Source organism: Pseudomonas soli (genome assembly GCF_900110655.1).
In the GTDB taxonomy this organism is placed as follows: domain Bacteria; phylum Pseudomonadota; class Gammaproteobacteria; order Pseudomonadales; family Pseudomonadaceae; genus Aquipseudomonas; species Aquipseudomonas soli.
On sequence record NZ_FOEQ01000007.1, the window covers coordinates 66511 to 89952 of the forward strand.

Consider the following 23442-nt stretch of genomic DNA (forward strand, 5'->3'; position numbering starts at 1 on the left):
GCAAGCGAGCTACCACCTGAGGCGGCGCTGCCCGACCGTGTCTTCGGGCCCCAGCCATTGCACGCCGCGCAGCACCGGCGTCAAACCGGCATCGGCCTGCAACACGAAATCGACCTGCGCCTGCCGGGCCGCGAGGTCGGCGTCCAGGCTCATCTGGTGCTGGCCTTGGCGAACCAGGCCAGCGCTCAACCGCCAGCCCTGACGGCAGGCCATCGCCAGCGAGCCCTGCCCCAGCTCCAGCGACCAGGGCGCGTTCAAAGCCAGGTCGACGACGGTGATGCTGCCTGCGGCGGCTCGACAATGTTGCCCCGAGCCTTGCAGCTTGATGCTGCCCTGCCATTGCCCGGCCAGGCGATAGTCGCCGCCGACGCTTGGCTGTGCGCCCAGTGCCTTAAGGTCGGCCTGCCAACGCCACGGCCAACCGCTCAGCCGGCCTTGCCAGCCCTGCCCCTGGAAGCCCAGGCGCACCTGCAGGTCGCGCTGCCATGGACGCCATGTCCATTGCACGGGTCCCACCGGTCCGAGCCGGGCAAACTGCCCTTGCCACAGGCTGCCGTTCACCCCCTCCGCCGGCAACCCGAACCCCGCCACCAGCCAACGCGCCGGAAGTTCTGCCACCAGGGTCAGCCAGAACACCAGCCCCATCCAAAGGTACGCCCGCCTGTTCATGGTCGAAGCCGCACAGTAAAACGCAGCCCCTCGGTATTTCGCTCCAGCCCCCATTGCAACGGCTGCGCGCCGTCATCGCGCAGGCTCTGCAACCAGCCCTGCAGGGTTTGCGCATCGATCACCTTGCCGCGCAGCAGCCAGCCCTCGTCCTCGGACTGCACCTCGGCCAATTCGATATGCCGGGCCTGGGCCGATTGGTGCAACGCTTCGAGGGTCAGCGCAGGCGGGCGCGGCTGTGCCGCCAGCGATTCGGCCAGTGCCTGCCATTGCCGCTGTTCCTGCCACAAGGCCATGCCCTCGCGCAGCGCCAGCAATACCAGCAACAGCGCGACGACGCTCCAGGCCAGCGATAGCCGATGCTGTCGCATCCATTCATGGCTCATGCGGCGCTCCCCAGGTCAAACACCACGCGGCGCGCCTCGTCTTCCACCTGGACCTGCACGCCAGCCGCCTTGGCCATCTCCTGCCAGGGCGTGGCTACCCCCTCTCCGACCAGCTCAAGGTGCCAACGCTGGCCATCGAAGCGCACCACTTGCAGGCGCCAGCCGGGATGATCGTTCAACCATCCATGGACTTGCGCCTGCAACGCCTCGAGCTGGCGCAGGCGCACCTGGCTTTCACGCGCCTCGTCCTGCAGTTGCGTCAACACCCGCGCCGCCTGGCGAGGCGTCGGTTGAAGGCCGGTCACGGCCTGCACCTGGGCGCGATAGAGCTGGGCCTGGCGCCACTGTTGCGCGCTCCACAGCCCGCCCCACGCCAACATCAACGCCAGGCAGGCAATTGCCAGGCGCGCCTGCCCTTTTGCCAGGCGCAGGCCTTGGCGGGGGCGGCGGGCTTCGAACAAGCTAGGCAAGCCATCGAGCGGGGCCAGCACATCGGGCCAGTCGCCGTCGATGCCCTCGACCTCGCCAGGCAGCCAGGCGAGCGCGGGAGGCGGGCCAAGGCCCTGCGGCCAGGCCAGCCAGTGGGCCTGGCCCTTGTACAGGCTCATCGCTCCTCGGCGCCAATGCCAAGCCGCTTCTGCTGCACAGTCGGGCAGCAACTGGAACTCAGCCCAGCAACGTTCCACGGCCAAGCCCCAGGCGGCGCACTGCCCACGCCACTCGCTCAACCTGTCCCGCGCCACCACCAGCAGGCGCAACTGCCCTGCGTGGCGCCCGATACGGGCACACAGCACGTCATCGTCGCCTTGCAGCAAGCGATCCTCGAGCAGCAAGGGCCATTCCTCGCGTTTCAGCCCAGGCGGCGCGGACAGCTGGAAATGACTGCAATGTTCACCGGGGACGATCAGGGCAACCCGCGCCCCGAGCCCCGCCGGAGGTTCGCCCTGCCCCTGGCGCAATGGACGGCCTTGGCTGACCAACAGCCACTCCCAGACCTCCCCGGGGCGCAGCAGCAGCCAGGGTTGTGCCGGCGCCCGCCGGCGCCATTCAAGCTTCATGCGCGCCCCCAGGGCAGAACGAAGGTACAGGTATAAGGTGCTCCATCACGCACTAGCTCCACGCGCACGCCCCTACCGGGGTGCGCCGTTTGATCGGAAGGCCAGGCGAGCCAATGGCCGGCCTGGTGGTAGAGAACATTCATCGCGCTGACCCGCTCCAGCCGTTCACGTAGCACCCAAACCGGTGCCGCGACGGCATACAGGTCGGCCGAGGTTTCCAGCAGCAGCCGTTGTTCACGCGGCTCGAAGCGCAAGCGCTGGCGCTGCAGGCGCGATCCCCCTTCGGCCTGCGGCCAGGCGGCGGCGGCCACCCACAGCAGTTGCTGGCGGTCGGGCTGCCAGTCGAGCCAGCGCGTCGCCAACGGCAAACGCTGCTCGTACAGGCGGCGCAGCACCGGGCTGTCGAAGCGCCGCTCCAAGGCCAGGCAAAAATCCACTACGCCGGTTTCGCTCACCTGTTCATCGAGCCGCTCGCGCACCTTCAGCCAGCCGTTGACCAGCGCCGACAGCATCACCCCAAGCAAGGCCGTGAGGGCCAGGGCCACCAGCAGTTCGATCAGGGTCATGCCCGCCTGGCGCCGTTTCATGGCCGCTCCAGAAACACCGTGAACTGCCCCAGCGGCAGGCGCTGGTCACGATCGGCATGCAACAGCAGTTCGCCACGGCGCAGGTCGCGCACACCGGTGCGGCGCAACTGCAACTGCCAATGACAGGCCTGCCCGCCCTGCACCAGCACGCCGTTGTCCTGGTTGGTCGCCGGCCAATACTGCTCGACCACGAAACGTGCCTGCAGCTCACGGGCGCACAGCAGGCCCAGACGATGCTGCTGCACGGTTTCCTGCACCGCCAGGCGCTGGCGCAGGACCTGGCTGGTGATCACCGCGAGGACGGCGGCGATGCCCAGGGCCACGCTCACCTCCAACAGGGTGAAGCCGCGTTGCCGGCGCTTCATGGCATCGCGCTCACGCGCAACTGCCCGCCGCGGTCCCAGTCCCAGCGCTGACCGCCCTCGGCCCAGCGCCAGCGCACAGTGCCCGGACGTGACCAGCCATCGGGGGTGAACAGCAGCGCTGGCGCCTGGCTCGCTGGCCAGTCCGGCCGCAAGTCCTTGGGCCAATCACCCAGTGCCACGCTTTCCACCTGCCAGTGCTCGCCTTGCCGACGGACGAACTCGGGGCGTTGACCGTTCCAGCGCAGCCCGCGCAACTGCCCGGCATGGCGCGCCAGATCGGCCTGGGCCACGGTGGTGGCGGCCAGGCGATCGAGCGCCTGGTCGATGCTGCTTCTGCCGCTGTCAAGCCAGGCCACGGCCATGCTGGTCATCAAGGCGGCGATGGCCAGCACCACCAGCAGTTCGAGCAGGCTGAAGCCGCGCTGGAGGGAGTGGGCCATAGGCTTGATCAACTTAAAGCGCCCAGTTGCCCAGGTCGGCATCGAGCCCTTCGCCGCCCGGCACGCCATCGGCGCCCAGCGAATACACATCGACCCGACCGTGCTCGCCGGGCATGCGGTACTGGTACGGGGTGCCCCATGGGTCTTCCGGCAGGCGGCGGATATAGCCGTCACTGCGCCAGCTGCGCGGCAGCGGTTCCTGGGCCGGCTTCTTCGCCAGCGCCGCCAGGCCCTGTTCGGTGCTGGGGAAGCGCAGGTTGTCCAGGCGGTACATGTCCAGCGCCTGTTCCAGGGTCGCGAGGTCGGCCATGACTTTCTGCTTCATGGCCTTGTCCTGGTTGCCCAGAACGCTGGGCGCGACCACGGCGATCAGCAGGCCGATGATGAAGATCACCACCATGATTTCCATCAGCGTGAAGCCCCGCTGGCGGTTGCGTCGTCGTTGCATCGAAGTTCTCCTTGTCACAGTTGCAATCCCTGGTTGAGCTGCATGATCGGCAGCAGCACCGCCAGCACGATGAACAGCACCACGGCGCCCATCACCAGGATCATCAGCGGTTCGAACAGCGCCATGGCGGTGTCCACCTGGCGGGCGAAGCCGCGCTCCTGGTCATCGGCCACCCGTTCGAGCATGTCGGCCAGGGTGCCGCTGGCCTCGCCGCTGCCGACCATGTTCACCAGCAGCGGCGGAAATTCCCCGGCGTTGTCCAGCGCCCGGTGCAGGCTGGTGCCGCCCTGCACCTGCTGGCGCACCTGCTCCATGGCTGCGCGGATGCGCCGGTTGCCAACCGTCTCGGTGGCCACCTGCAAGGCTTCGAGCAGGGCCACGCCGCTGCCGCAGAGGATCGCCAGGCTGCGCGCCAGCCGCGCGCTCTCGAGCACTTGCAGCAGCACGCCGATACGCGGCAGGCGCAGCAGCAGGTCGTCGCGGCGCAGGCACCAGTGCGGCTTGCGCAGCAGCCAGCCGCCCAACAGCGCGGCCAGGATCGCCAGTGCCAGCAGATAGGGGCCGGCCTGCACCAGCCCCTGGCTCAAGCCGATCAGTAGCGACGTGATCAAAGGCAGACTCTGCCCGGAGTGGGCGAACTGCTCGGTGAGCTTGGGCACCACGAAGGTCATCAGGCCGACCACCACGGCCAGCGACACGCCCATCAGCACCGCCGGGTAGATCAGCGCGGTGCGCGCCTTGTGACGCTGGCGCTGAACCTGTTCGAGATGGTCGGCCAGACGGCTCAGCACCTGGCCAAGGCGCCCGGAGCGCTCCCCGGCCTCGACCAGCGCGCAGTACAAACCAGTGAACGGCGCGCCCTGTCGCGCCAGGCTACGCGCCAGCCCCAGGCCCTCGGCGAGGGAACCGCGCAAGGCCACCAGCACCGCGTGCAAGGCCGGCTGGCGCAGTTGCCGCTCCAGTGTGGCCAGGGCATCGACCAGGGGGATGCCAGCGCCAACCAAGGTCGCCAATTGGCGGGTCAGCTCGCACAGTTGGGCGCGGGTCAGGCGCTGACGACGGGGCTGGGCGCTGTCGTGGCGTTGCAAGTGTCGGGTGAACAGCCCCTGCTCGCGCAGCAATTGCCGCGCATGGCGCTCGTTGTCGGCCTGCACGCTGGCCTTGTGTGCCTTGCCGGCAAGATCCACGGCCTGGTAGCGATAGGTCGGCATGCTCAGCCCTGCACCACGCGCAACACTTCGGCCAGGCTGGTCTCGCCACGGGCCAGGCAATCGCGGGCCTCAGCCACCAGGCTCTGCCGGCGGCCATCCAGGTAGGCCTGCATGGTCAGTTCGCTCTCGCCGTCGTAGAGCAAGGCAACCAGCCCGGCATCCAGCTCGATGAACTCGTACAGCCCCAGCCGGCCGACATAGCCGCTGCCCTGGCAGTGCTCGCAGCCAACCGGGTGAAAGCTTTCACGCAGGCTGCCCAGCTCCGGCCACAGTTCGCGCTCGGCGCTTTGCAGCGGCTGCGCCACCGCGCAGGCGCACAGGCGCCGCACCAGGCGCTGGGCCAATACGCCGCGCAGGCACGAGGCGATCAGGAACGGTTCGATGCCCATGTCGCGCAGGCGGGTCACCGCGCCCACGGCGCTGTTGGTGTGCAGGGTCGACAGCACCAGGTGCCCGGTGAGGCTGGCCTGCACGGCGATCTGGGCGGTCTCCTGGTCGCGGATCTCGCCCAGCATGATCACGTCCGGGTCCTGGCGCAGGATGGCGCGCAAGCCACTGGCGAAGGTCAGCCCGGCACGAGGGTTGATGGCGGTCTGGCCGATGCCGGCAATGGCGTATTCCACCGGGTCCTCGACGGTGAGGATATTGCGGCTGCCGTCATTCAGGCTGTTGAGGCTGGCGTACAGCGTGGTGGTCTTGCCCGAGCCGGTGGGGCCGGTGGACAGCACGATGCCGTTGGGCCGCGCCAGGCAACCACGCAAGCCACGCAGCACTGCGGCAGGCATGCCCAGGTTGTCCAGCGCCAGCAGGCTGGCCTGCTTGTCGAGCACGCGCATCACCACCCGCTCGCCATGGATGCCGGGCAAGGTCGAGACCCGCACGTCCACCTCGCGCCCGGCGGCGCGCAGGGTGATACGGCCATCCTGGGGCTGGCGCTTCTCGGCGATATCGAGCCGCGCCATGACCTTGATCCGCGACACCAGCATCGCCGACAACGCCCGTGGCGGGCGCAGTACCTCGCGCAGGTGGCCGTCGATGCGCAGGCGCACCACCAGGCTCTGCTCGAAGGTCTCGATATGGATGTCAGAGGCGCGCAGGCGCAGGGCCTGGCCGAACAGGCCATTGATCAGGCGAATCACCGGGGCTTCGTCGTCGCTCTCCAGCAGGTCCTCGATGCGCGGCATCTCGCTCATCAGGCTGTCCAGGTCGACCTGCTCGCCGATGCCTTCGATCAAGGCCTGGTTCGCCGCCTCGCCGGCCTGGTAGAGCTGGCCGAGGCGCTCGTCGAAGCTAGCGCTGTCGAGCTGCTCGACGCCCACCGGCTGGCCATGCACGCGCAGCAGTTCCTGCAACTGGTCACTCTCGGCGTCGCCGCGCAGCCACAGCTGCCAGCCGTTTTCACCCGGTGCCATGGCCACCCCGCTCTGCCGTGCCAGGCGATAGGGCAGCATCACCAGTCACCGCCTTCAAGGCGTGCCCGGCTGGAGGGGAACACCTGCAGCAACGGCAGGCCTTCAGCCAGGGCAGGCAGCTTGAGCGCAGTGTTCTGCTGCAGGCTCCGGTACTTTTGCTGGCTGATCCCGGCCAGACTCTCGCCGTCACGCAGGATGCGCGGGCGGATGAACACCATCAGGTTCTGCTTGGTGTTCTTGCTGGCGTCGGAACGGAACAGCCGGCCCAGGTAGGGAATATCGCCGAGCAGCGGCACGCGCTGGTTGCTGGTGGCCATTTCGTCGCTGATCAGCCCGCCGAGGATCACCAGGCCGTTGTCTTCGACCATGACCTTGGTCTTGATCTCGCGCTTGTTGGTGATCACGTCACTGGCGGCGCTGGAGTCGGCGATCGACGACACCTCCTGGACGATGTCCAGGCGCACGCTGTCGTCGATGCTGATCTGCGGCTTGATGCGCAGCTTCACCCCGACTTCCTTGCGCTCGATGGTCTGGTAGGGGTTGGCGTTGTTCTGGGTGACGGAGCCGGTGACGAACGGCACCTCCTGGCCCACCAGGATCGACGCCTCGGCGTTGTCCAGGGTCAGCAAGGTCGGTGTGGACAGCAGGTTGAAACCGCTCTTGCCCTTCAGCGCGTTGACCAGCATGGCGAAGTTGAAGCCACCACCGATATGGCCGATGCCGGCGGTGGCGCCAGTGGTAGCCGACAGCAGCTTGCCGAGTTTCTCGTTGTCGCCACTGCTGGCGGCCCCGGCGATGCTGGCGATGTTCACCCCGTTGCTGCCAAAGTTGACGATGCCGGCGCCGAACTTCTCATCTGCGAACAGCCACTGCACGCCCAGTTCCTGGGCGCTGCTGTCGGAAACCTCGGCGATGATCGCCTCGACCACCACCTGCGCCCGGCGAATGTCCAACTGCTCGACGATGCTGCGGTAGGCGGCCAGCTCGCTGTCGGGGCCAACCATCACCACGGCGTTGGTGCCTTCCTCGTACTCCAGGCGAATGCCCGAGTCGCTGGCCGCCGGCACGGGCACATCCTTGCCCTCGCCTTCCGCCGCCGGCACCGTGCCAGCCTGGCTCAGGCCGCGCAGCACCTTGACCACCTCGGCGGCATTGGCGTGGCGCAGATAGATGACCTGGGTGTTGCTGCTGCGCAGGCTGTCGCTGGGCCGGTCGAGCTGCACCAGCAGCGCCCGCACCCGCTCCCGGCTGTCGGCGCTGCCGCGCACCAGCAGCGCATTGCTGCGCGGGTCGGCAACCACCTGGGCGCTGTCGGCGCCCTGCTCGCGGGCCAGCAGGCGGGTCACCAGGCCAGCGGTGTCGGCGGCGCTGGCATGCTTGAGCGGCATCACCTGCAACGGCTCGTCGCTGACCTGGTCGAGCTGGCGCAGCAGGCTGTCGATGCGCTCCAGGTTACTGCGCCAGTCGGTGACCACCAGCAGGTTGGCCGCCGGATACGGGGTGATCACCCCGACCCGTGGGTCGATCAGCGGCTTGAGAATGCCGAGCATCTGCTCGCTGGCGGCGTTGCGCACATTGAACACGCGGGTGGCCACGCCGTCGCTGCCTTCGGCCTTCTTGCCCGCGGTTTCCACCGGCACTGGCTCCAGGCGCGCGGCCTGGTCGGGCACGATCTTCACGCTGCCGTTGGGCAGGTCCACGGCGGCGAAGCCCTGGGCGCGCAGCTGGGCAAGGAAGATGTCGTAGATGGCGTCGGCGTCGTGGCGATCGACCGTGCGCACAGTGACCTTGCCCTGCACCCGGGGGTCGACGATGAAGGTGGTGCCGGTGATACGCGACACGCTGTCGATGAACTCGCCGAGCTCGGTATCGACGAAGTTCACCTCGTACAGCGGCGTGCCGTCGTCGGCGAAGACTTCCGCCTCTTCGGCCCGGGCCAGGGACATGCCGAGCATCAGCAGCCCGGCCAGACAGTACCTTGCGATCATCATTCATCCTTGGCGCTTGAAGCCGGTCACGGCGGGGCGTGGTGGCCAGGGCAGGCGCTCGCGCCGCCCGTTGTTGTCGAAGATCAGGCCATCGGCGTCGATGTCCTGCAGCACGATGCCCGGTGCCAGGCGCTGGCCACGGCCGAGGGTGCGCACCTGTTGGCCATGGCGCAGTACCACCACGCTGGCCGACAGCGGCTGGGCCTTGAGCCCGCCCAGGTAGGCCAGGGGCAGGCGGGTCAGCGGAATACGGCCGTCGTCCACCGGCGCTTGCCAATGCTCGGCCAGCAAGCCCGGCAACGGCGCCAGCGCCGACACCGGCGCACTGGCAGGTTGCGGCTGGCGGCTGAGCAGCAGTACGCACTGCGCCGCCAGCCAACCGGCGAGAGTCAGCAACGCGAAGCTGAAAACACGCGAGATCACGCGGCCACCTGGTGCGGGTGCCAGCCAGGGTGGCCCTGCACGTAGCGCACGGCCGGCAGTTGCAAGGGTGCCAGGGCCCAGCCCGGCGCCTGGCGGGTCAGCCAGGCTTCGAGGGTCTGCCACAAGGGGGCGCCGGCCTGGGCATCGAAGTGCAGGCCAAAGGTGCGGCACAGGCCCTCGACGGGTTGCAGGCCGATGATGCGCTTGCCGTTGGGGCTGTAGCTGACCTGCCAGTCCTGGCTTTGCCAGCGCGGCAGGTCCTGGCTGTTGTCCAGCAGCAACGGGTCGCCGAACAGTTGCTCGGCGGCGTTTTCCAGCACCTGCTCGACCTGGCGCGCCGGGGCCTCCACCACCGGAGCGGGATAGCCGCCAGTCAGGCTGATCAGATGCTCGCGGCTGATCGCTTCACCGGCTTGCAGAGGGTAGTCATAACGCAGACCGGGCAGCAGCACCGGCATGCTCGAATCGTCGGCCAAGGCCTGGTGCAGCAGGCGGTCCCAACTGCCGCCACGGGTATCGCGGCGCCACAATGTTTCTGGGGCACGGGCCAGCGGCTGGTCGAGCCAGGCGGCATGGCCGCTACGCTGGCGTTGCAACTCGCCGCGCAACTGGTTGGCGCGGGCCAGGGCCTGGGGGGCGAGGCTGTGCTCGAAGGCCGGGAAGAACCGCGCCTCGAACTGCCATTGGCCGCCTGCCTGGCGGCAGCGCAGGCGAAACGCGCCACTGGCCCGGCAACCGGCGAACAGCACCGGTACCCGACGGCCGCTGGCCTGGGTGGCCTGCACCGGCGCCGGCCACAGGTCCTGGCCACGGGCGCACAACAGCACATCCACCTCGGGTATGCGCTCGGCCAACCACAAGCCCGGGCCGGTGCCGACATCTGCCAGCGCCACCACCAAGTCCGCCTCGCGCCGGGCTTGCTGGAAGCTCGGTTGCAAGGCTTGGTACCACTGTTTAAGGGAGGCTTTCTGATCCTGTGCATAAGGATCGGTGACGCCGACCACTGCAATGCGCACACCACCACGCTGGAACACCTGCAGCCCCTTGACGCCCAGGGCCTTGGCCTGGGCATCGGCCAGGCCGGCACCCAGGGTAATAGAGGAGGACTGGCGATAGAGTCCGGCACTGCGCTGTGGCCACAGCACGCGTTCATCGCTGCTGACCCGCACCTCGCTGCCCAGCAGTTGGCTGCCCTGGACACCGCTTTCGCCCTGGGTGAGGTAGGCCAGGCCACTGCCGTTCCAGCATTGGCCGTTCTCCAGGGTCAGGCATTGTTCGCTGCCGGCCTCGCGCCGCAGCTGTTCGAGCAGCGCGGCCAATACTGCATAGCCTCCAGTCTGGGCCTGGCCGGCAAGGCCGGCATCGAGCAACGGCGCCAGCTCAAGCTGCCCGGCACTCGCATTCGGCCCGCTCATCCACGGGGCACGCCCCAGGTGGCTGACCGGGCCGAGGCGCGTGGCCGGTACCACGGCCTGGCCCGGCTGGCGGGCATCGAGGGTATCGGCGACATACAGCAGGTCCAGCGCGCGGTCGCCAGCGCCACCGGGCATGGGCAGGGCCGAACAGGCGCCGAGCAACGGTGCCAGGGCACCGACACCCATCCAGCTGATCACTTCGCGCCTGCTCGCCATCGACTCCGCCATCCCTGTTCACGTAGGGCTCCGGATATTGCGGCGCTTGCGTGACAGTTTGATGGCAGAAAACCGACTTTAATTCCAAAACAGCGCAGGTTAACGCTTTAGTAATAGCGGTGAGTTTTAAAGGCTGTTTAACAAATCTGACAAACAATCATCATACTTGCCCTCTACATTCGCGGTTTCCTTCAACTCAGCCAAAAAAGGACACCCTGATGAGTCGAGATACCGGCGATAACCTGGACCGCAACCAGAGCGGCAACCTGCCGATGGCCAGTGTCATGGACACCTACCTGAGCCGTCGCTCCGTGGTGCGAGGCAGCCTCGGCGCGGCCATCGCCATGATCGCCGGTGCCGGCCTGACCGGTTGCTTCGACAGCGGTGGCGGCTCGGATCACGACGATCCAGCGCCGCAGCCGGAGAAGCCCAAACTCAAGCTGGGCTTCAACTCCATCGCCGGCTCGCGCACCGACGCCTGCGTGGTCGCCGCCGGCTACAGCGCCTACGTGCTGGCCCCTTGGGGCACGCCGTTGAACGCCACCGCCAACCCATGGAAGGCCGACGGCAGCAACACCTCCACCGACCAGGCCAACGCCATGGGCATGCACCATGACGGCATGCACTTCTTCCCCATCAACGGCAGCTCCAGTGATGGCCTGCTGGCGATCAACTTCGAATACATCGACACCGCCGCCCTGCACCCGGCCGGACCCACCACCGTCGCAGGCAAACGCCCGGTCGAAGAGGTGCGCAAGGAGATCAACGCCCATGGCGCCGGCGTGGTGCGCATCAGCAAGGTCGCCGGGCGCTGGCAGGTGGTCGACAACGACCCGCTCAATCGCCGCTTCACCACCGTCTCGCTGATGGATATCGCAGGCCCCATGCGTGGCACCGACCACGTCAAGACCAAGTTTTCACCCACCGGCACCCAGTGCCGCGGCACCAACAACAACTGCGGCAACGGCTACACCCCGTGGGGCACCTACCTGACCTGCGAGGAGAACTGGCCCGGCATCTTCGTCAACAAGGGTGTGCGCCCGGCCGACCAGGTGCGGATCGGCGTCTCTTCGAGCAGTGGCCAGTACAAGTGGGAAACAGCGGCTGGTGATGCCAGCGAAGTGGCCGGCGAATTCGCCCGCTTCAACATCACCCCCAGCGGCGCCAGCGCCACCGATGACTTCCGCAACGAAGCCAGCACCTACGGCTACATCGTCGAGATCGACCCGTACACCAACAACACCCTGGCGGTGAAGCGCACCGCCCTGGGCCGCTTCCGCCATGAAGGCTGCTGCCCAGGCCTGCCGGTGGCCGGCAAGCCGCTGGTCTGGTACACCGGCGACGACTCCAACAACGAGTACCTGTACAAGTTCGTCTCCGACGCCCTGTGGGACCCGGCCGACGCCAACCCAGCCGACCGTTTGGCCACCGGCGCCAAGTACATGGACAAGGGCAAGCTGTATGTCGCCCGCTTTGATGCCAACGGCACCGGCGCGTGGCTGCTGCTCGACGTGGCCACCCCGACCACCGCCGGCAGCACCCTGGGCGCGCAGTTCGGCGACCTGCCGGGCATCATCCTCAACACCCGTGGCGCTGCCGACGCCGTGGGCGCCACGCCCATGGACCGCCCTGAGTGGACCGCCGTCAACCCGCTCAACGGCGACGTCTACCTGACCCTCACCAACAACAGCGCGCGCACCGCGGCCAAGGTCGACGCGGCCAACCCACGCGGGCCGAACCGCCACGGCCACATCATCCGCTGGCATGACAGCGACGACCACAAGACCTTCACCTGGGACATCTTCGTGTTCGGCGCCAACGCCGCCGGTGCGCCGGACATCAACCGCTCGGGCCTGACCGAACTGAACCAGTTCGCCAGCCCCGACGGCATGAGCTTCGATAGCCGCGGCGTGCTGTGGTTCGAGACCGACAACGGCGAAGCCACCCTGACCAGCTACACCAACGACCAGGTGCTGGCAGTGATCCCCACCGACCTGGTGGACGCCAACGGCAAGCAGGTCCCGGTCAACGCCACCAACCAGGTGGACCTGCGCCGCTTCTTCGTCGGGCCGAATGGCTGCGAGGTGACGGGGATTGCCTTCACCCCGGACAACAAGACCATGTTCGTCAACATCCAGCACCCGGACAACTGGCCGAGCACCGACAAGGCCACCGACGTCACGCCGGCCGGCACCCCGGTGCGGCCACGGGCTTCGACGGTGGTGATCCAGCGTAACGATGGCGGGGAGATCGGCACCGTCTGATCGATCAGCTTTCACCTCAATCGCGGGACAAGTCGCATCGGCGCACCGATGCGACTTGTCCCGCGATTTTGTTCTACCAGGCCACCGCCTCCCTGCCCCTGACCCGCACCTGCTGCGCCGGCACCCGCGCATGCCATTGCACCACGCCCAGCGCCTCGATCTGGAACTGGCTGCGTAGCGTGCGCCCCTCTTCCTCGAACGACAGTTGCAGGACGAAATGGCCGCTGTTGAGCAGCAACCCTTCGCTCAGCCGGGCGAAGGTCTCGTCATCCACCGCCCCCAGCGCCTGGCGCAACGCCGCGGCATCGACATACCCGGCCGCCGGGCGGCCACTGATCACGCGGCTGAGCATGGAACGGGAGAACCGCCCTTCGTACATCGCCTCCAGCAACGGCAGGTGCTCCAACCCAAGGGCATTGGCATTGAGCCGCCAGCCGCTGGTCGACGGCAGCGCGCAGAGCATTCGATAGCGGCCTTGCCGAGCACTGTCCGGCTCCAGCAGCAGGTTGAGTTCACTGGTGTCGAGCATGGGCTGGTTGGCCGCCAGCCGCGGTGGTTGCTGGCGCAGGTACTGGGCGCTCTCGGCGCCCTGCAGGCGGGCATCGCTATCGGCGTCCAGCCAGTCGGCCAGGGTATCGACCAGCCGTTCGGCGGCCATGTCATCGCCCAACAGCTGGCGCAACTGGCGCTCGGCCCGTGGGCCATCCTCCCCCAGCAGGGCGTTGACGTTGAAGCAGCTGTGCTGGTCGATCACCCGCAACTGCGCCTTGCCGGCGCCAAAGTCGTAGGCCAGCGGCTGCCCGCGAAGGGCCTGCCAGAACAGCGGGCTGGCGCGCCAGGCCGGATCACGCAGGGCCTGGGAGGCGTAGGCCAGCCCCGCCTGCTCCATAGCCCGTACCTGCACCCGCTGGTGCAACAGGCGCACTGCGTCCACCTGGCGCCGGCCATCCTCCACCAGCCAGGCCAGCCCCGCTGCCAGCATCGCCAGCACTACCAGCACCATCAGCAGTGCCGCGCCCCGTTGTCGCCTGCGCCCCATCCCTGTCTTCCCGTGGCTGCTGAAAAGCGTCAGTCAACACGCCGGTTGTTGCAGGCAGATGGCAGTCATCTGCCCGTCATCTGCGCAGGGCAGGATTGGCCTTCTTTTTCTTTGACCTGACAGGAGTGGTCTTACATGGGTGGCATCGGAATCTGGCAATTGGTGATCGTGCTGTTGATCGTCTTCCTGCTGTTCGGCACCAAGCGTCTCAAGGGGCTGGGCGGTGATGTGGGCGAGGCGATCCAGGGCTTTCGCAAGTCCATGGGCGGTACTGCTGACAACACTGTCGAGCAGCCCCCGCAAGTGCTGAACAATCAGCCGGTGCAGCAGACACAAACGGATCGTCAGGCCTGATGTTCGAGATCGGCTTCACCGAACTGCTGTTGGTGGGCATCGTCGCCCTGCTGGTGCTCGGCCCCGAGCGCCTGCCGGTGGCGGCGCGGACCCTGGGCCGTGGGCTGGGCCAGGCCCGTCGGGCACTGAATGCGTTGAAGGCGCAGGTGGAACGGGAGATCGACATGCCCGCCCTGGATGCCGCGCCGTTGCAGCGCCTGGAGCAGGATCTGCGCCAGGGCATCCAGCTCGACGCGACGCCGGCCAATGACCCGACACCCGTCGCCCATGCCAAGGAGAGCGCTTGATGTCCCTCGCTCTCGACCAGGCGGCGCGCATGCCGCTGACCGATCATCTGCGCGACCTGCGCAAGCGCCTGGTGCGCTGCCTGCTAATGATCGCGCTGGTGTTCTGCGGCTTGTTCCCCTTTGCCCAGACGCTGTACACGCACATCTCCGAACCGCTGCGCCGCTACCTGCCCGAAGGCGCCAGCATGATCGCCACCAGCGTCACCTCGCCGTTTCTTGCGCCATTCAAGCTGACGGCGATGTGCGCGCTGTTCGTCGCCATGCCGCTGCTGCTGCACCAGGCCTGGGGCTTCATCGCCCCGGGGCTGTACCGCCGCGAACGGCGTATCGCCCTGCCCCTGCTGGTGTCGAGCATCGTGCTGTTCTATGGCGGCATGGCGTTCGCGTTCTTCCTGGTGTTCCCGATGATGTTCGGTTTCTTCGCCAGTGTGACCCCGGACGGGGTGGCGATGATGACCGACATCGGCCTGTACCTGGACTTCATCCTGGCGCTGTTTTTGGCGTTCGGCCTGGCCTTCGAGATCCCGGTGGCGACCTTCATCGTGGTCTGGGCAGGGCTGACCGACGTCGCCACGCTGCGGCGCAGCCGGCCTTATGTGATCGTCGGCTGCTTCGTGGTGGGGATGATCCTGACGCCGCCGGATGTGTTTTCCCAGACCATGCTGGCGGTGCCGATGTGGGTACTGTTCGAGGTGGGGTTGCTGGCGTGTGGGTTGATGCGCCGGGCGGAGTAAAGCTGTACCGGCCTTATCGCGGGGCAAGCCCGCTCCCACGCCAATCGCACATTTGCACACTCTGCGGGGGAGCGGGCTTGCCCCGCGATAGGGCCATCAGCTCAACCAGAACGGTTCAACCCCACCTCCATGTCATCGATCAGCGCCTTGGCCATGGCGCTGAGGATCCGCGCCGAGCTGCCGGCCAGCAGGTCACCCTCCATTTCCGCCTCGCAAGTCAGGTGGCGGATGCAGCCGAGCAGCACCGACAACTCGCTGAAAGCGTCCTCGAAGGAAACACCCGGTTCGACCTTGAACAGGTCCAGGCAGACCGTGCGACCTGCAGTATGTCCGCGAGTCATGGTCGCAGCTCCGGTTTGTGTTCGAGCAGGGCGCAGGCCAGTTGGCCGAGGTAGTCGCTGGCGGTGAACAGACGGTCCTGAACTTCACCGGGTTCGGTCTGGAAGTAGATATCGAGCACATCGGAAATGGCAGTGGCTACCTCGACGGCGGCGGCCATCGCCTCCTCGCGGGCGAGCGTGGGACGGATACTGATAAAGGGTGCGAGACGGGGTGGGTCAGGTACGCGTTTTTTCATTGGGAAGTTCCTTCGTGATTAACAGGAACCGCCACTTGATCGTTCTCACATGATTGGGTGGCAGCCGTACACGGAGTGAGAACCCGGTCACGAAGAAAACCGGTCAGGCAGAACCTGCCCGCGCACGGCTGCCATAGCAGAGCGGCGTTCTTCGTGATGCGGGTTCTCACACCCTGTCACCACAATGTGGCGACCCGGTGAAGTTATCCCTGGGGTCTTTCCCCGACAACGCGCCAGCTTCCGGCAAGCACGTAGGATAGTTCCCAAGCTTTTCCGGTTGAAGCATTTGGTTTCAAGTTCGGAAATGTCCGACAGGAGATTTGGGGGACGGGGCGTTCATCGATAGGCGCCAAATCTCTATCGATATTCATCCCCATCGACACACTAATACAGACCAGTGGTATTGACCTGGTATTAAAGTGGTATTAGTTTTCATCCCACAACAATACCGGACACCGCCCATGCGTCCTCTAACCGCTTTGCGCCCCGACGACACCAGTGCCACCCCGCTCTACCTGCAGCTGGCGCGCAACCTTGAGCAGGCCATCCATGCCGGCCAGTGGACCGCCGACCAGGCCCTGCCCTCGGAGCGCACCCTCAGCGAAACCCTGGACATCTCCCGGGTCACCGCGCGCAAGGCCCTGGAAGTCCTGCTCGAACAAGGCCTGATCCAGCGCATCCAGGGCTCCGGCACCTTCATCACGCCACGCCTCGAACAACCCCTGTCGCGCCTGTCGAGCTTCAGCGAAATGCTGCGCATGAAAGGCTTCGTGCCCAGCTCGCAGTGGCTGGAGCGCAGCATCGGCACGCCGAGCAGCGACGAACTGATCCGCCTCGGCCTGTCGCCCACCGACCAGGTGGCCCACCTCAAGCGCCTGCGCAAGGCCGACGACATCGTCATGGCGGTGGAGGTCAGCACCCTGCCCGCCCGCCTGCTCGGCGACCCGCAGGCCATCGGCGATTCGCTGTACCAGCACCTCGACCAGCTCGGCCGCCCGGTGGTGCGCGCCCTGCAGCATATCCGCGCGATCAACGCCAGCGACGAACTGGCCGCCCAGGTGGGCATCGCACCCGGCACCGCCATGCTGCTGATGACCCGGATCGGCTACCTCGACGACAACACCGCCATCGAACTGACCGACACCTACTGCCGCAACGACTACTACGACTTCGTCGCCGAACTGCGACGCTGACCGGAGCCCCCATGGACATCGCCAACATCCTCACCCCCGACGGCTGGGTGCGCGGACAACTGCACCTCGAAAACGGCCGCATCCGGGCCATCGAGGGTACGCCGTGCGACCCGCAGACCAACGACCTGACGTATCTGCTGCCCGGGTTCATCGACCTGCACGTGCACGGTGGTGGGGGCAGCGACATCATGCAGGGCGGCGACGCCTTCGCCACCATCGCCCGCACCCATCGGCGCTTCGGCACCACTTCGCTGCTGGCCACCACCATGACCGCGCCCCGCGAGGAGCTGACCCGCGTGCTCGCCGAACTGGGCGAGCACCTCAAGCAGCCGCGCCAGGGCGCGCGCATTCTCGGCGTTCATCTGGAAGGCCCATATATCAACCCCGGCAAGCTCGGCGCCCAGCCGAACTTCGCCCACCAGGCGCTGCTCGACGAAGTCGAGGAGTACCTGGCCCTGGCGCCGATCAAGGTCATCACCATCGCCCCGGAAATCGCCGGGCACCTGCCGCTGATCCAGGCCTTGAGCCAGCGCGGCATCCGCCTGCAGATCGGCCACACCCTGGGCAGCTACGAGGAAGGCGTGGCGGCCCTGGAGGCCGGCGCCAGCAGCTTCACCCACCTGTACAACGCCATGAGCCCGCTGCACCACCGCGAGCCGGGCATCGTTGGCGCGGCCCTGGCCCACGCCCGCTACGCCGAGCTGATACCCGACCTGCTGCACGTGCACCCTGGGGCGATCAAGGTGGCCCTGCGCGCGATCCCGTGCCTGTACTGCGTCACCGACTCCACCGCCGCCGCCGGCATGCCCGACGGCGAATACCGCCTGGGCAGCCACACCGTGACCAAGTGCCTGGGCGGCGTGCGCCTGCCCGACGGCACCCTGGCCGGCAGCACCCTGACCATGGACCAGGCCCTGCGCAACCTGGTGAAGATCGGCCTGCCCCTGGCCGAGGCCTCCGCGCGCCTGTCCCGCTACCCCGCCGATTACCTCGGCATCGCCGACCGTGGCCGCCTGCAACCGGGCGCCTGGGCCGACACGGTGCTGCTCGATCGCCAACTGAACCTGACCGCCGTGATGGTCGAAGGAGAAACCGCATGAGCTCAAGGATGCTCGAAGAAGCTCGTAGCTGCGCCGATGTCGTCGAACGACAGAACCAGGTACTGGACCCGCGCCTGGAAACCCTGAGCGAACAACTGCGCCGGCTCGACCCGCAAGTGGCGCTGACCGTGGCCCGGGGCAGTTCGGACCACGCCGCCAGTTACTTCGCCTATGTCGCCATGCAGCAGCTCGGCCTGCCAGTGGCCTCGCTGCCGATGTCGGTGGTGACCTTGCAGCAGGCGCCGCTGCGGGTACGCGGCCAGGTGGCGCTGGGCTTCTCGCAGTCGGGCCAGAGCCCGGACCTGGTCGACAGCCTGCGTCGCCTGAACCAGTGCGGCGCGACCACGGTGTCGCTGGTCAATGCCGAGGGCTCGCCGCTGGAGCAGGCCTGCCAGCATCACCTGCCGCTGGGCGCCGGGCCAGAGCTGTCGGTGGCGGCAACCAAGAGCTTCGTCGCCACCCTGAGCGCCAGCGCCCGCCTGGTCGCCCATTGGGGCCAGGACCGCGCCCTGCTGGCAGCCGGCCTTGCCCTGCCCGCGCAATTGCGCGAGGCCGCCGCCCAGGATTGGAGCCCGGCCCTCGATACCTTGCGCGATGCCGAACGGCTGATGGTGATCGGTCGTGGCGCCGGCTTTGCCATCGCCCAGGAAGCGGCCCTCAAGCTCAAGGAAACCTCGGTGATCCAGGCCGAGGCTTTCAGCAGCGCCGAGGTGCGCCACGGCCCCATGGCGCTGATCGACGCCCAGTACCCGCTGCTGGTGTTCGCCCCGCGCGGCGTCGAGCAGGCCGGCCTGCTGCAACTGGCCGCCGACATGCGCCAGCGCGGCGCCCATGTGCTGCTGGCCGCGCCCGCCAATATCGCCGGGCGCGACCTCACCCTGAGCTGCGCCGAACACCCGGCCCTGGACCCGCTGCTGGCGATCCAGAGCTTCTACGTCATGGCCGCGGCCCTGGCCGAGGCCCGTGGCCTCGACCCCGACCAGCCGCGCCACCTGAGCAAAGTGACCTGCACGCAGTGAAGCCGCGAGGAACAGCGCATGCCCGACAATAACAAGATCATCCTCCATGCCCCGCTCGCCGGGCCGCTGGTGCCGCTGGAGCAGGTGCCGGACCCGGTGTTCAGCAGCGCCACCCTCGGTGACGGCGTCGCCATCGACCCACTCAACGACGTGCTGCACGCCCCGTGTGCCGGCGAGGTGGTGCAACTGGCCCGCACCGGTCACGCGCTGACCCTGCGCGCGGCCAACGGTGCGGAAATCCTCCTGCATATCGGTGTCGACACCGTGCAACTGCAGGGCCGTGGCTTCTCGCCATTGGTGGCGCTGGGCGACCAAGTCCGCCAAGGCCAGCCGCTGGTGCGCTTCGACATGGACCTGGTGGCGCAGCACTGTGTCAGCCTGGTCACCGTGATGCTGATCAGCAATGGCCCTGGCTTTGGCCTGAGGCGACTGGAGGCAGGCACTGCGCAGCTCGGCGCGGCGCTACTGGAGGTCGAGGCCACAGGTCACGAAGCGCAGGCCCGGCCGGTCAGCGATGAAAGCGCGCGCGGTCACGCCCGGGTCGCTCATCACGGCGGCCTGCACGCCCGCCCCGCTGCCTTGCTGCGCCAGACTGCGCAAGGTTTCCAGAGCCATGCCGTGCTGCGCTTCGCCGAGCGCGAGGCCGACCTCGACAGCCTGGTGGCGGTCATGGGCCTGGGCGTTGGCGAAGGTGCCGAAGTCGAACTGATCTGCACCGGGCCAGACAGCCAGGCCGCGCTGCTGGCGTTGACCGCCGCCGTGCAGACAGCCTCGGTCGGTGAGCGCCATGCCGCGCACGCGCCGACCAGCACCGCCATGCCCAAGCCCGCTGCCGGGCCCGGCATGCTTACCGGTGTCTGCGCCGCCCCCGGGCTGGCCCAAGGGCCACTGGCCCGGCTGGACGGGGTCAGCCTGCCGCCCGATAACGGCGACAACGATCCCGCCGCACAGCACCAGGCGTTGAACTCGGCCTTGGCCGAAGTGCGCCACGCCATTGACCGTGATTGGCGCCACCTGCCGCGCGGCCAGGAGGACGCGGCCGCGATCCTCGAGGCCCACCTGGCCTTGCTCGACGATCCGGCCCTGCTCGGCGACGCCCGCCAGCATATCGCCAACGGCGTCGCCGCCAGCCATGCCTGGAGCCGTGCCATCGATGCCCAGTGCCAGATCCTGCGCAGCCTGGGCAACCCGTTGCTGGCCGAGCGCGCCAACGACCTGTACGACCTGCAACAGCGCGTGCTGCGCGCTTTGCTTGGTGAAACCCGGCAACTGCGCCTGCCGCCCTCGGCCATTGTCGTCGCCCATGAACTGACGCCCTCCGACCTGCTGCTACTGGCCCGCCACGAGGTCGCCGGGCTGTGCATGGCCGCCGGCGGCGCCACCTCGCACGTCGCCATCCTTGCCCGCGCCCGCGGCCTGCCGTGCCTGGTGGCCGTGGGCGAAGCGCTGCTGGAGCTGCCCGCCGGCACGCCGCTGGTGCTGGACGCCGACCAGGGCCGCCTGGAAACCGAGGCTGATGCGCAGCGCCTGGCCGAGGTGCAGCGTCATGTGCAACAGCGCCACGAAACCCGCCAACGCCAGCGGGCCGCCGCCCAGCAAAGCGCCCGCACCCGCGATGGCCAAGTGATCGAGGTTGCCGCCAACGTCGCCAGTGCCGAGGAAGCCGCCGAGGCCTTGGCCCAAGGTGCCGACGGCATCGGCCTGCTGCGCAGCGAGTTCCTGTTCATCGACCGCCCCACCGCGCCGGACGAGGCCGAGCAGCGCAGCGCCTACCAGGCCGTGCTCGATGCCATGGCCGAACGCCCGGTGATCATCCGTACCATCGATGTGGGCGGCGACAAGCAGCTCGACTACCTGCCCCTGCCGGCCGAGGCCAACCCGGTGCTGGGCCTGCGCGGCATCCGCCTGGGCCAGGTGCGCCCGGAACTGCTCGACCAGCAGTTGCGCGCGTTGCTGCAAGTCAGCCCGCAACAGCGTTGCCGGATCATGCTGCCGATGGTGACCGAAGTCGACGAGCTGATCGCCATCCGCCAGCGCCTGGACCGGCTGGCCGGCGAGCTGGGCATCGGGCAACGCGCCGAGCTGGGGGTGATGATCGAGGTGCCCGCCGCGGCGCTGCTCGCCGAGCGCCTGGCCGAACATGCCGATTTCTTCTCCATCGGCACCAACGACTTGTCCCAGTACACCCTGGCCATGGACCGCGACCACGCCGGGCTGGCTGCGCGGGTGGATGCCTTGCACCCCGCCCTGCTGCGCCTGATCGAGCTGACCTGCCAGGGCGCGGCGAAGCACGGGCGCTGGGTTGGCGTGTGCGGTGCGCTGGCCTCCGACCCGCTGGCCACGCCGGTGCTGATAGGGCTGGGGGTGGCCGAGCTGTCGGTCAGCGCGCCGCAGATCGGTGAGATCAAGGCGCAGGTGCGCCAGCTCGATGCCGCCGCCTGCCGCCGCTTCAGCCAAGGCCTGCTGGGCTTGTCCAGCGCCGCCGCAGTGCGCCAGGCCTGCCGCGACTTCACCGCCCAGTCCCACGCCCAACCGGCCGCCGCCGCGGCCCTACAACAATAATCGGAGCGCACCATGTACCAGCACTTCATCCAGGGCCTGCAACGGCTCGGCCGCGCCTTGATGCTGCCCATCGCCATCCTGCCCATCGCCGGCCTGCTGCTACGCCTGGGCGACACCGACCTGCTCGACATCGCCCTGGTGCATGACGCAGGGCAAGCGATTTTCGCCAACCTGGCGCTGATCTTCGCCGTCGGCATCGCCGTGGGCTTCGCCCGCGACAACAACGGCACCGCCGGCCTGGCCGGAGCCATCGGCTACCTGGTGCTGGTGGCGACGCTGAAGGTGATCGACCCGAAGATCGACATGGGCATGCTCGCCGGGATCATCTGTGGTCTGCTCGGCGGTGGCCTGTACAACCGCTTCAAGGACATCCAGCTGCCGGACTACCTGGCGTTCTTCGGCGGCCGGCGCTTCGTGCCGATTGCCACCGGGGTGTCGGCGGTGTTCCTCGGGCTGCTGTTCGGCCTGGTCTGGCCGCCGATCCAGGACGGCATCAACAGCCTCGGCCAACTGATGCTGGAGAGCGGCAGCATCGGCGCGTTCTTCTTCGGTGTGCTCAACCGCCTGCTGATCATCACCGGCCTGCACCACATCCTCAACAACCTGGTGTGGTTCGTCTTCGGCAGCTTCCAGGCGGCCAGCGGCCAGGTGGTCACCGGCGACCTGGCGCGCTTCTTCGCCGGCGACCCGAACGCCGGGCAGTTCATGGCCGGCATGTTCCCGGTGATGATCTTCGGCCTGCCCGCCGCGTGCCTGGCCATGTATCGCCACGCCCTGCCGGCCCGGCGCAAGCTGATCGGTGGCGTGCTGCTGTCGATGGCGCTGACCTCGGCGCTGACCGGGGTGACCGAGCCGATCGAGTTCGCCTTCATGTTCCTCGCGCCGCTGCTGTACCTGATCCACGCGCTGCTCACCGGAGTGTCCATGGCGGTCTGCGACCTGCTGGGCATCCGCCTGGGCTTCACCTTCTCCGGCGGCGCCATCGACATGGCCCTGGGCTGGGGGCGCTCCAGCAATGGTTGGCTGGTGTTCCCTGTAGGCCTGCTGTATGCGGTGGTCTACTACTTCGTGTTCGACTTCTGTATCCGCCGCTTCGACCTCAAGACGCCGGGACGCGAGGAGCAACCCGGCAACGAAGCGGCGGCCGGGGCGGAGGTGCCCAGGGCCCGGCGCTATATCGACGCACTGGGCGGCGCGGCCAACCTGCAAGGGGTGGACGCCTGCACCACGCGCCTGCGCCTGGTACTTGCCGATCGCGGCCTGGCCCAAGACCAGGCCTTGAAAGCCCTCGGCGCCATGGCGGTGGTACGGCCTGGCAGCGGCGGCAGCCTCCAAGTGGTGGTGGGGCCGATGGCCGATGCGCTGGCCGATGAGATCCGTGGTGAACTACCCCATGCGCGGGTGACGGCAGCGGTGGCCGAGAAGGCCGCCGTGGTCACCGAGACGGTCGTCGTGGATGAATGGCTGCAGGCCCTGGGCGGGCGCGACAATCTGCTGGAAGCGCAGTGCGTGGCCTCGAGCCGGGTGCGGGTGCAAGTCAGGGATGAGAGCAAGGTGGAACAGGATCACCTGGCCGCCTTGGGATGCCTGGGAGTGAGTCTGCAGGCGGGTGGCGTTTGGCATCTGCTGGTGGGTGGCAAGGCGCCTGCGCTGGGCGCCGCCTTGCAAGGCTGAAAAGCATCGCGGGGCAAGCGCGCT

The 23442-nt window shown here is 67.9% G+C and carries 24 protein-coding genes; 9 read left to right on the forward strand and 15 right to left on the reverse strand.

The window, feature by feature from the left end:
- Positions 1 to 9: 9 nt before the first annotated feature.
- The 12 genes from BMY03_RS16265 to BMY03_RS16320 are packed head-to-tail and all read right to left on the reverse strand — an operon-like array spanning position 10 to position 10627.
- Positions 10 to 645 (reverse strand): type II secretion system protein N, encoded by a 636-nt coding sequence (locus tag BMY03_RS16265; protein WP_244891334.1) that lies wholly within the window; start codon positions 643 to 645, stop codon positions 10 to 12.
- A 20-nt stretch (positions 646 to 665) separates the two neighbouring features.
- Positions 666 to 1052 carry a type II secretion system protein GspM gene (gspM, locus tag BMY03_RS16270; protein ID WP_094011659.1) on the reverse strand — a complete coding sequence of 129 codons (387 nt, stop codon included), beginning with the start codon at positions 1050 to 1052 and terminating at the stop codon, positions 666 to 668.
- Positions 1049 to 2110: a GspL/Epsl periplasmic domain-containing protein gene (locus tag BMY03_RS16275; RefSeq protein WP_094011660.1), complete on the reverse strand. Its 1062-nt coding sequence runs from the start codon at positions 2108 to 2110 to the stop codon at positions 1049 to 1051. Before BMY03_RS16275 ends, gspM begins: the two co-directional genes overlap by 4 nt.
- Complete coding sequence (locus BMY03_RS16280) at positions 2107 to 2697, reverse strand: prepilin-type N-terminal cleavage/methylation domain-containing protein (protein ID WP_094011661.1); 591 nt, start codon at positions 2695 to 2697, stop codon at positions 2107 to 2109. Before BMY03_RS16280 ends, BMY03_RS16275 begins: the two co-directional genes overlap by 4 nt.
- Complete coding sequence (locus BMY03_RS16285) at positions 2694 to 3062, reverse strand: type II secretion system protein (RefSeq protein WP_094011662.1); 369 nt, start codon at positions 3060 to 3062, stop codon at positions 2694 to 2696. The genes BMY03_RS16280 and BMY03_RS16285 overlap by 4 nt, the downstream gene beginning before the upstream one ends.
- Positions 3059 to 3502, reverse strand: coding sequence for a type II secretion system minor pseudopilin GspH (gene gspH / locus BMY03_RS16290; protein ID WP_094011663.1), 444 nt, complete (start codon positions 3500 to 3502; stop codon positions 3059 to 3061). Before gspH ends, BMY03_RS16285 begins: the two co-directional genes overlap by 4 nt.
- 13 nt (positions 3503 to 3515) lie before the next feature.
- Positions 3516 to 3950 (reverse strand): type II secretion system major pseudopilin GspG, encoded by a 435-nt coding sequence (gene gspG / locus BMY03_RS16295; protein ID WP_094011664.1) that lies wholly within the window; start codon positions 3948 to 3950, stop codon positions 3516 to 3518.
- Between the two features lie 14 nt (positions 3951 to 3964).
- The gene (gspF, locus tag BMY03_RS16300; protein ID WP_038706714.1) at positions 3965 to 5161 is read right to left on the reverse strand and encodes a type II secretion system inner membrane protein GspF; all 1197 of its coding nucleotides are present in this window, start codon (positions 5159 to 5161) and stop codon (positions 3965 to 3967) included.
- 2 nt (positions 5162 to 5163) lie between these two features.
- A complete protein-coding gene (locus tag BMY03_RS16305) occupies positions 5164 to 6612 on the reverse strand; it encodes a GspE/PulE family protein (protein WP_094011665.1) in 1449 nt (482 codons plus the stop codon).
- Positions 6612 to 8561, reverse strand: coding sequence for a type II secretion system secretin GspD (gene gspD / locus BMY03_RS16310; RefSeq protein ID WP_094011666.1), 1950 nt, complete (start codon positions 8559 to 8561; stop codon positions 6612 to 6614). Before gspD ends, BMY03_RS16305 begins: the two co-directional genes overlap by 1 nt.
- 3 nt (positions 8562 to 8564) lie before the next feature.
- Entirely contained in the window at positions 8565 to 8984 is a 420-nt protein-coding gene (locus BMY03_RS16315; RefSeq protein ID WP_038706716.1) for a pilus assembly protein PilZ, read from the reverse strand.
- Positions 8981 to 10627, reverse strand: coding sequence for a bifunctional UDP-sugar hydrolase/5'-nucleotidase (locus BMY03_RS16320; protein ID WP_094011667.1), 1647 nt, complete (start codon positions 10625 to 10627; stop codon positions 8981 to 8983). The genes BMY03_RS16315 and BMY03_RS16320 overlap by 4 nt, the downstream gene beginning before the upstream one ends.
- A 206-nt stretch (positions 10628 to 10833) precedes the next feature.
- Here BMY03_RS16320 and BMY03_RS16325 point away from each other — a divergent pair, with 206 nt between their 5' ends.
- Positions 10834 to 12879 (forward strand): PhoX family protein, encoded by a 2046-nt coding sequence (locus BMY03_RS16325; protein WP_094011668.1) that lies wholly within the window; start codon positions 10834 to 10836, stop codon positions 12877 to 12879.
- A 73-nt stretch (positions 12880 to 12952) separates the two neighbouring features.
- Here BMY03_RS16325 and gspK read toward each other — a convergent pair whose 3' ends face one another.
- On the reverse strand, positions 12953 to 13918 hold the full coding sequence (gspK, locus tag BMY03_RS16330; protein WP_094011669.1) for a type II secretion system minor pseudopilin GspK: 966 nt from the start codon (positions 13916 to 13918) through the stop codon (positions 12953 to 12955).
- A gap of 135 nt (positions 13919 to 14053) precedes the next feature.
- Between gspK and tatA the strand changes: the two genes are divergently transcribed.
- From tatA to tatC, 3 genes are read left to right on the forward strand one after another with little or no spacing between them, the layout of a single operon-like run.
- A complete protein-coding gene (tatA, locus tag BMY03_RS16335; RefSeq protein ID WP_201754980.1) occupies positions 14054 to 14272 on the forward strand; it encodes a twin-arginine translocase TatA/TatE family subunit in 219 nt (72 codons plus the stop codon).
- The gene (gene tatB, locus BMY03_RS16340; RefSeq protein WP_094011670.1) at positions 14272 to 14559 is read left to right on the forward strand and encodes a Sec-independent protein translocase protein TatB; all 288 of its coding nucleotides are present in this window, start codon (positions 14272 to 14274) and stop codon (positions 14557 to 14559) included. Before tatA ends, tatB begins: the two co-directional genes overlap by 1 nt.
- Positions 14559 to 15293 carry a twin-arginine translocase subunit TatC gene (gene tatC, locus BMY03_RS16345; RefSeq protein ID WP_094011671.1) on the forward strand — a complete coding sequence of 245 codons (735 nt, stop codon included), beginning with the start codon at positions 14559 to 14561 and terminating at the stop codon, positions 15291 to 15293. The genes tatB and tatC overlap by 1 nt, the downstream gene beginning before the upstream one ends.
- Before the next feature lie 101 nt (positions 15294 to 15394).
- Here the strand turns inward: tatC and BMY03_RS16350 are convergent, their stop codons facing one another.
- Both BMY03_RS16350 and BMY03_RS16355 read right to left on the reverse strand, forming a co-directional pair.
- Entirely contained in the window at positions 15395 to 15634 is a 240-nt protein-coding gene (locus tag BMY03_RS16350; RefSeq protein WP_050704173.1) for a DUF3077 domain-containing protein, read from the reverse strand.
- Positions 15631 to 15870 carry a hypothetical protein gene (locus tag BMY03_RS16355; RefSeq protein WP_094011672.1) on the reverse strand — a complete coding sequence of 80 codons (240 nt, stop codon included), beginning with the start codon at positions 15868 to 15870 and terminating at the stop codon, positions 15631 to 15633. Before BMY03_RS16355 ends, BMY03_RS16350 begins: the two co-directional genes overlap by 4 nt.
- 461 nt (positions 15871 to 16331) lie before the next feature.
- Between BMY03_RS16355 and BMY03_RS16360 the strand changes: the two genes are divergently transcribed.
- The 5 genes from BMY03_RS16360 to nagE are packed head-to-tail and all read left to right on the forward strand — an operon-like array spanning position 16332 to position 23418.
- Positions 16332 to 17063, forward strand: coding sequence for a GntR family transcriptional regulator (locus BMY03_RS16360; protein ID WP_038706720.1), 732 nt, complete (start codon positions 16332 to 16334; stop codon positions 17061 to 17063).
- A gap of 11 nt (positions 17064 to 17074) precedes the next feature.
- Positions 17075 to 18163, forward strand: a complete 1089-nt coding sequence (gene nagA, locus BMY03_RS16365) for an N-acetylglucosamine-6-phosphate deacetylase (RefSeq protein ID WP_094011673.1) — start codon at positions 17075 to 17077, stop codon at positions 18161 to 18163.
- Positions 18160 to 19182, forward strand: a complete 1023-nt coding sequence (locus tag BMY03_RS16370; protein WP_094011674.1) for an SIS domain-containing protein — start codon at positions 18160 to 18162, stop codon at positions 19180 to 19182. The genes nagA and BMY03_RS16370 overlap by 4 nt, the downstream gene beginning before the upstream one ends.
- An 18-nt stretch (positions 19183 to 19200) precedes the next feature.
- Positions 19201 to 21744, forward strand: coding sequence for a phosphoenolpyruvate--protein phosphotransferase (ptsP, locus tag BMY03_RS16375; RefSeq protein ID WP_094011675.1), 2544 nt, complete (start codon positions 19201 to 19203; stop codon positions 21742 to 21744).
- Between the two features lie 12 nt (positions 21745 to 21756).
- Positions 21757 to 23418, forward strand: coding sequence for an N-acetylglucosamine-specific PTS transporter subunit IIBC (gene nagE / locus BMY03_RS16380; protein ID WP_094011676.1), 1662 nt, complete (start codon positions 21757 to 21759; stop codon positions 23416 to 23418).
- Positions 23419 to 23442 lie beyond the last annotated feature (24 nt).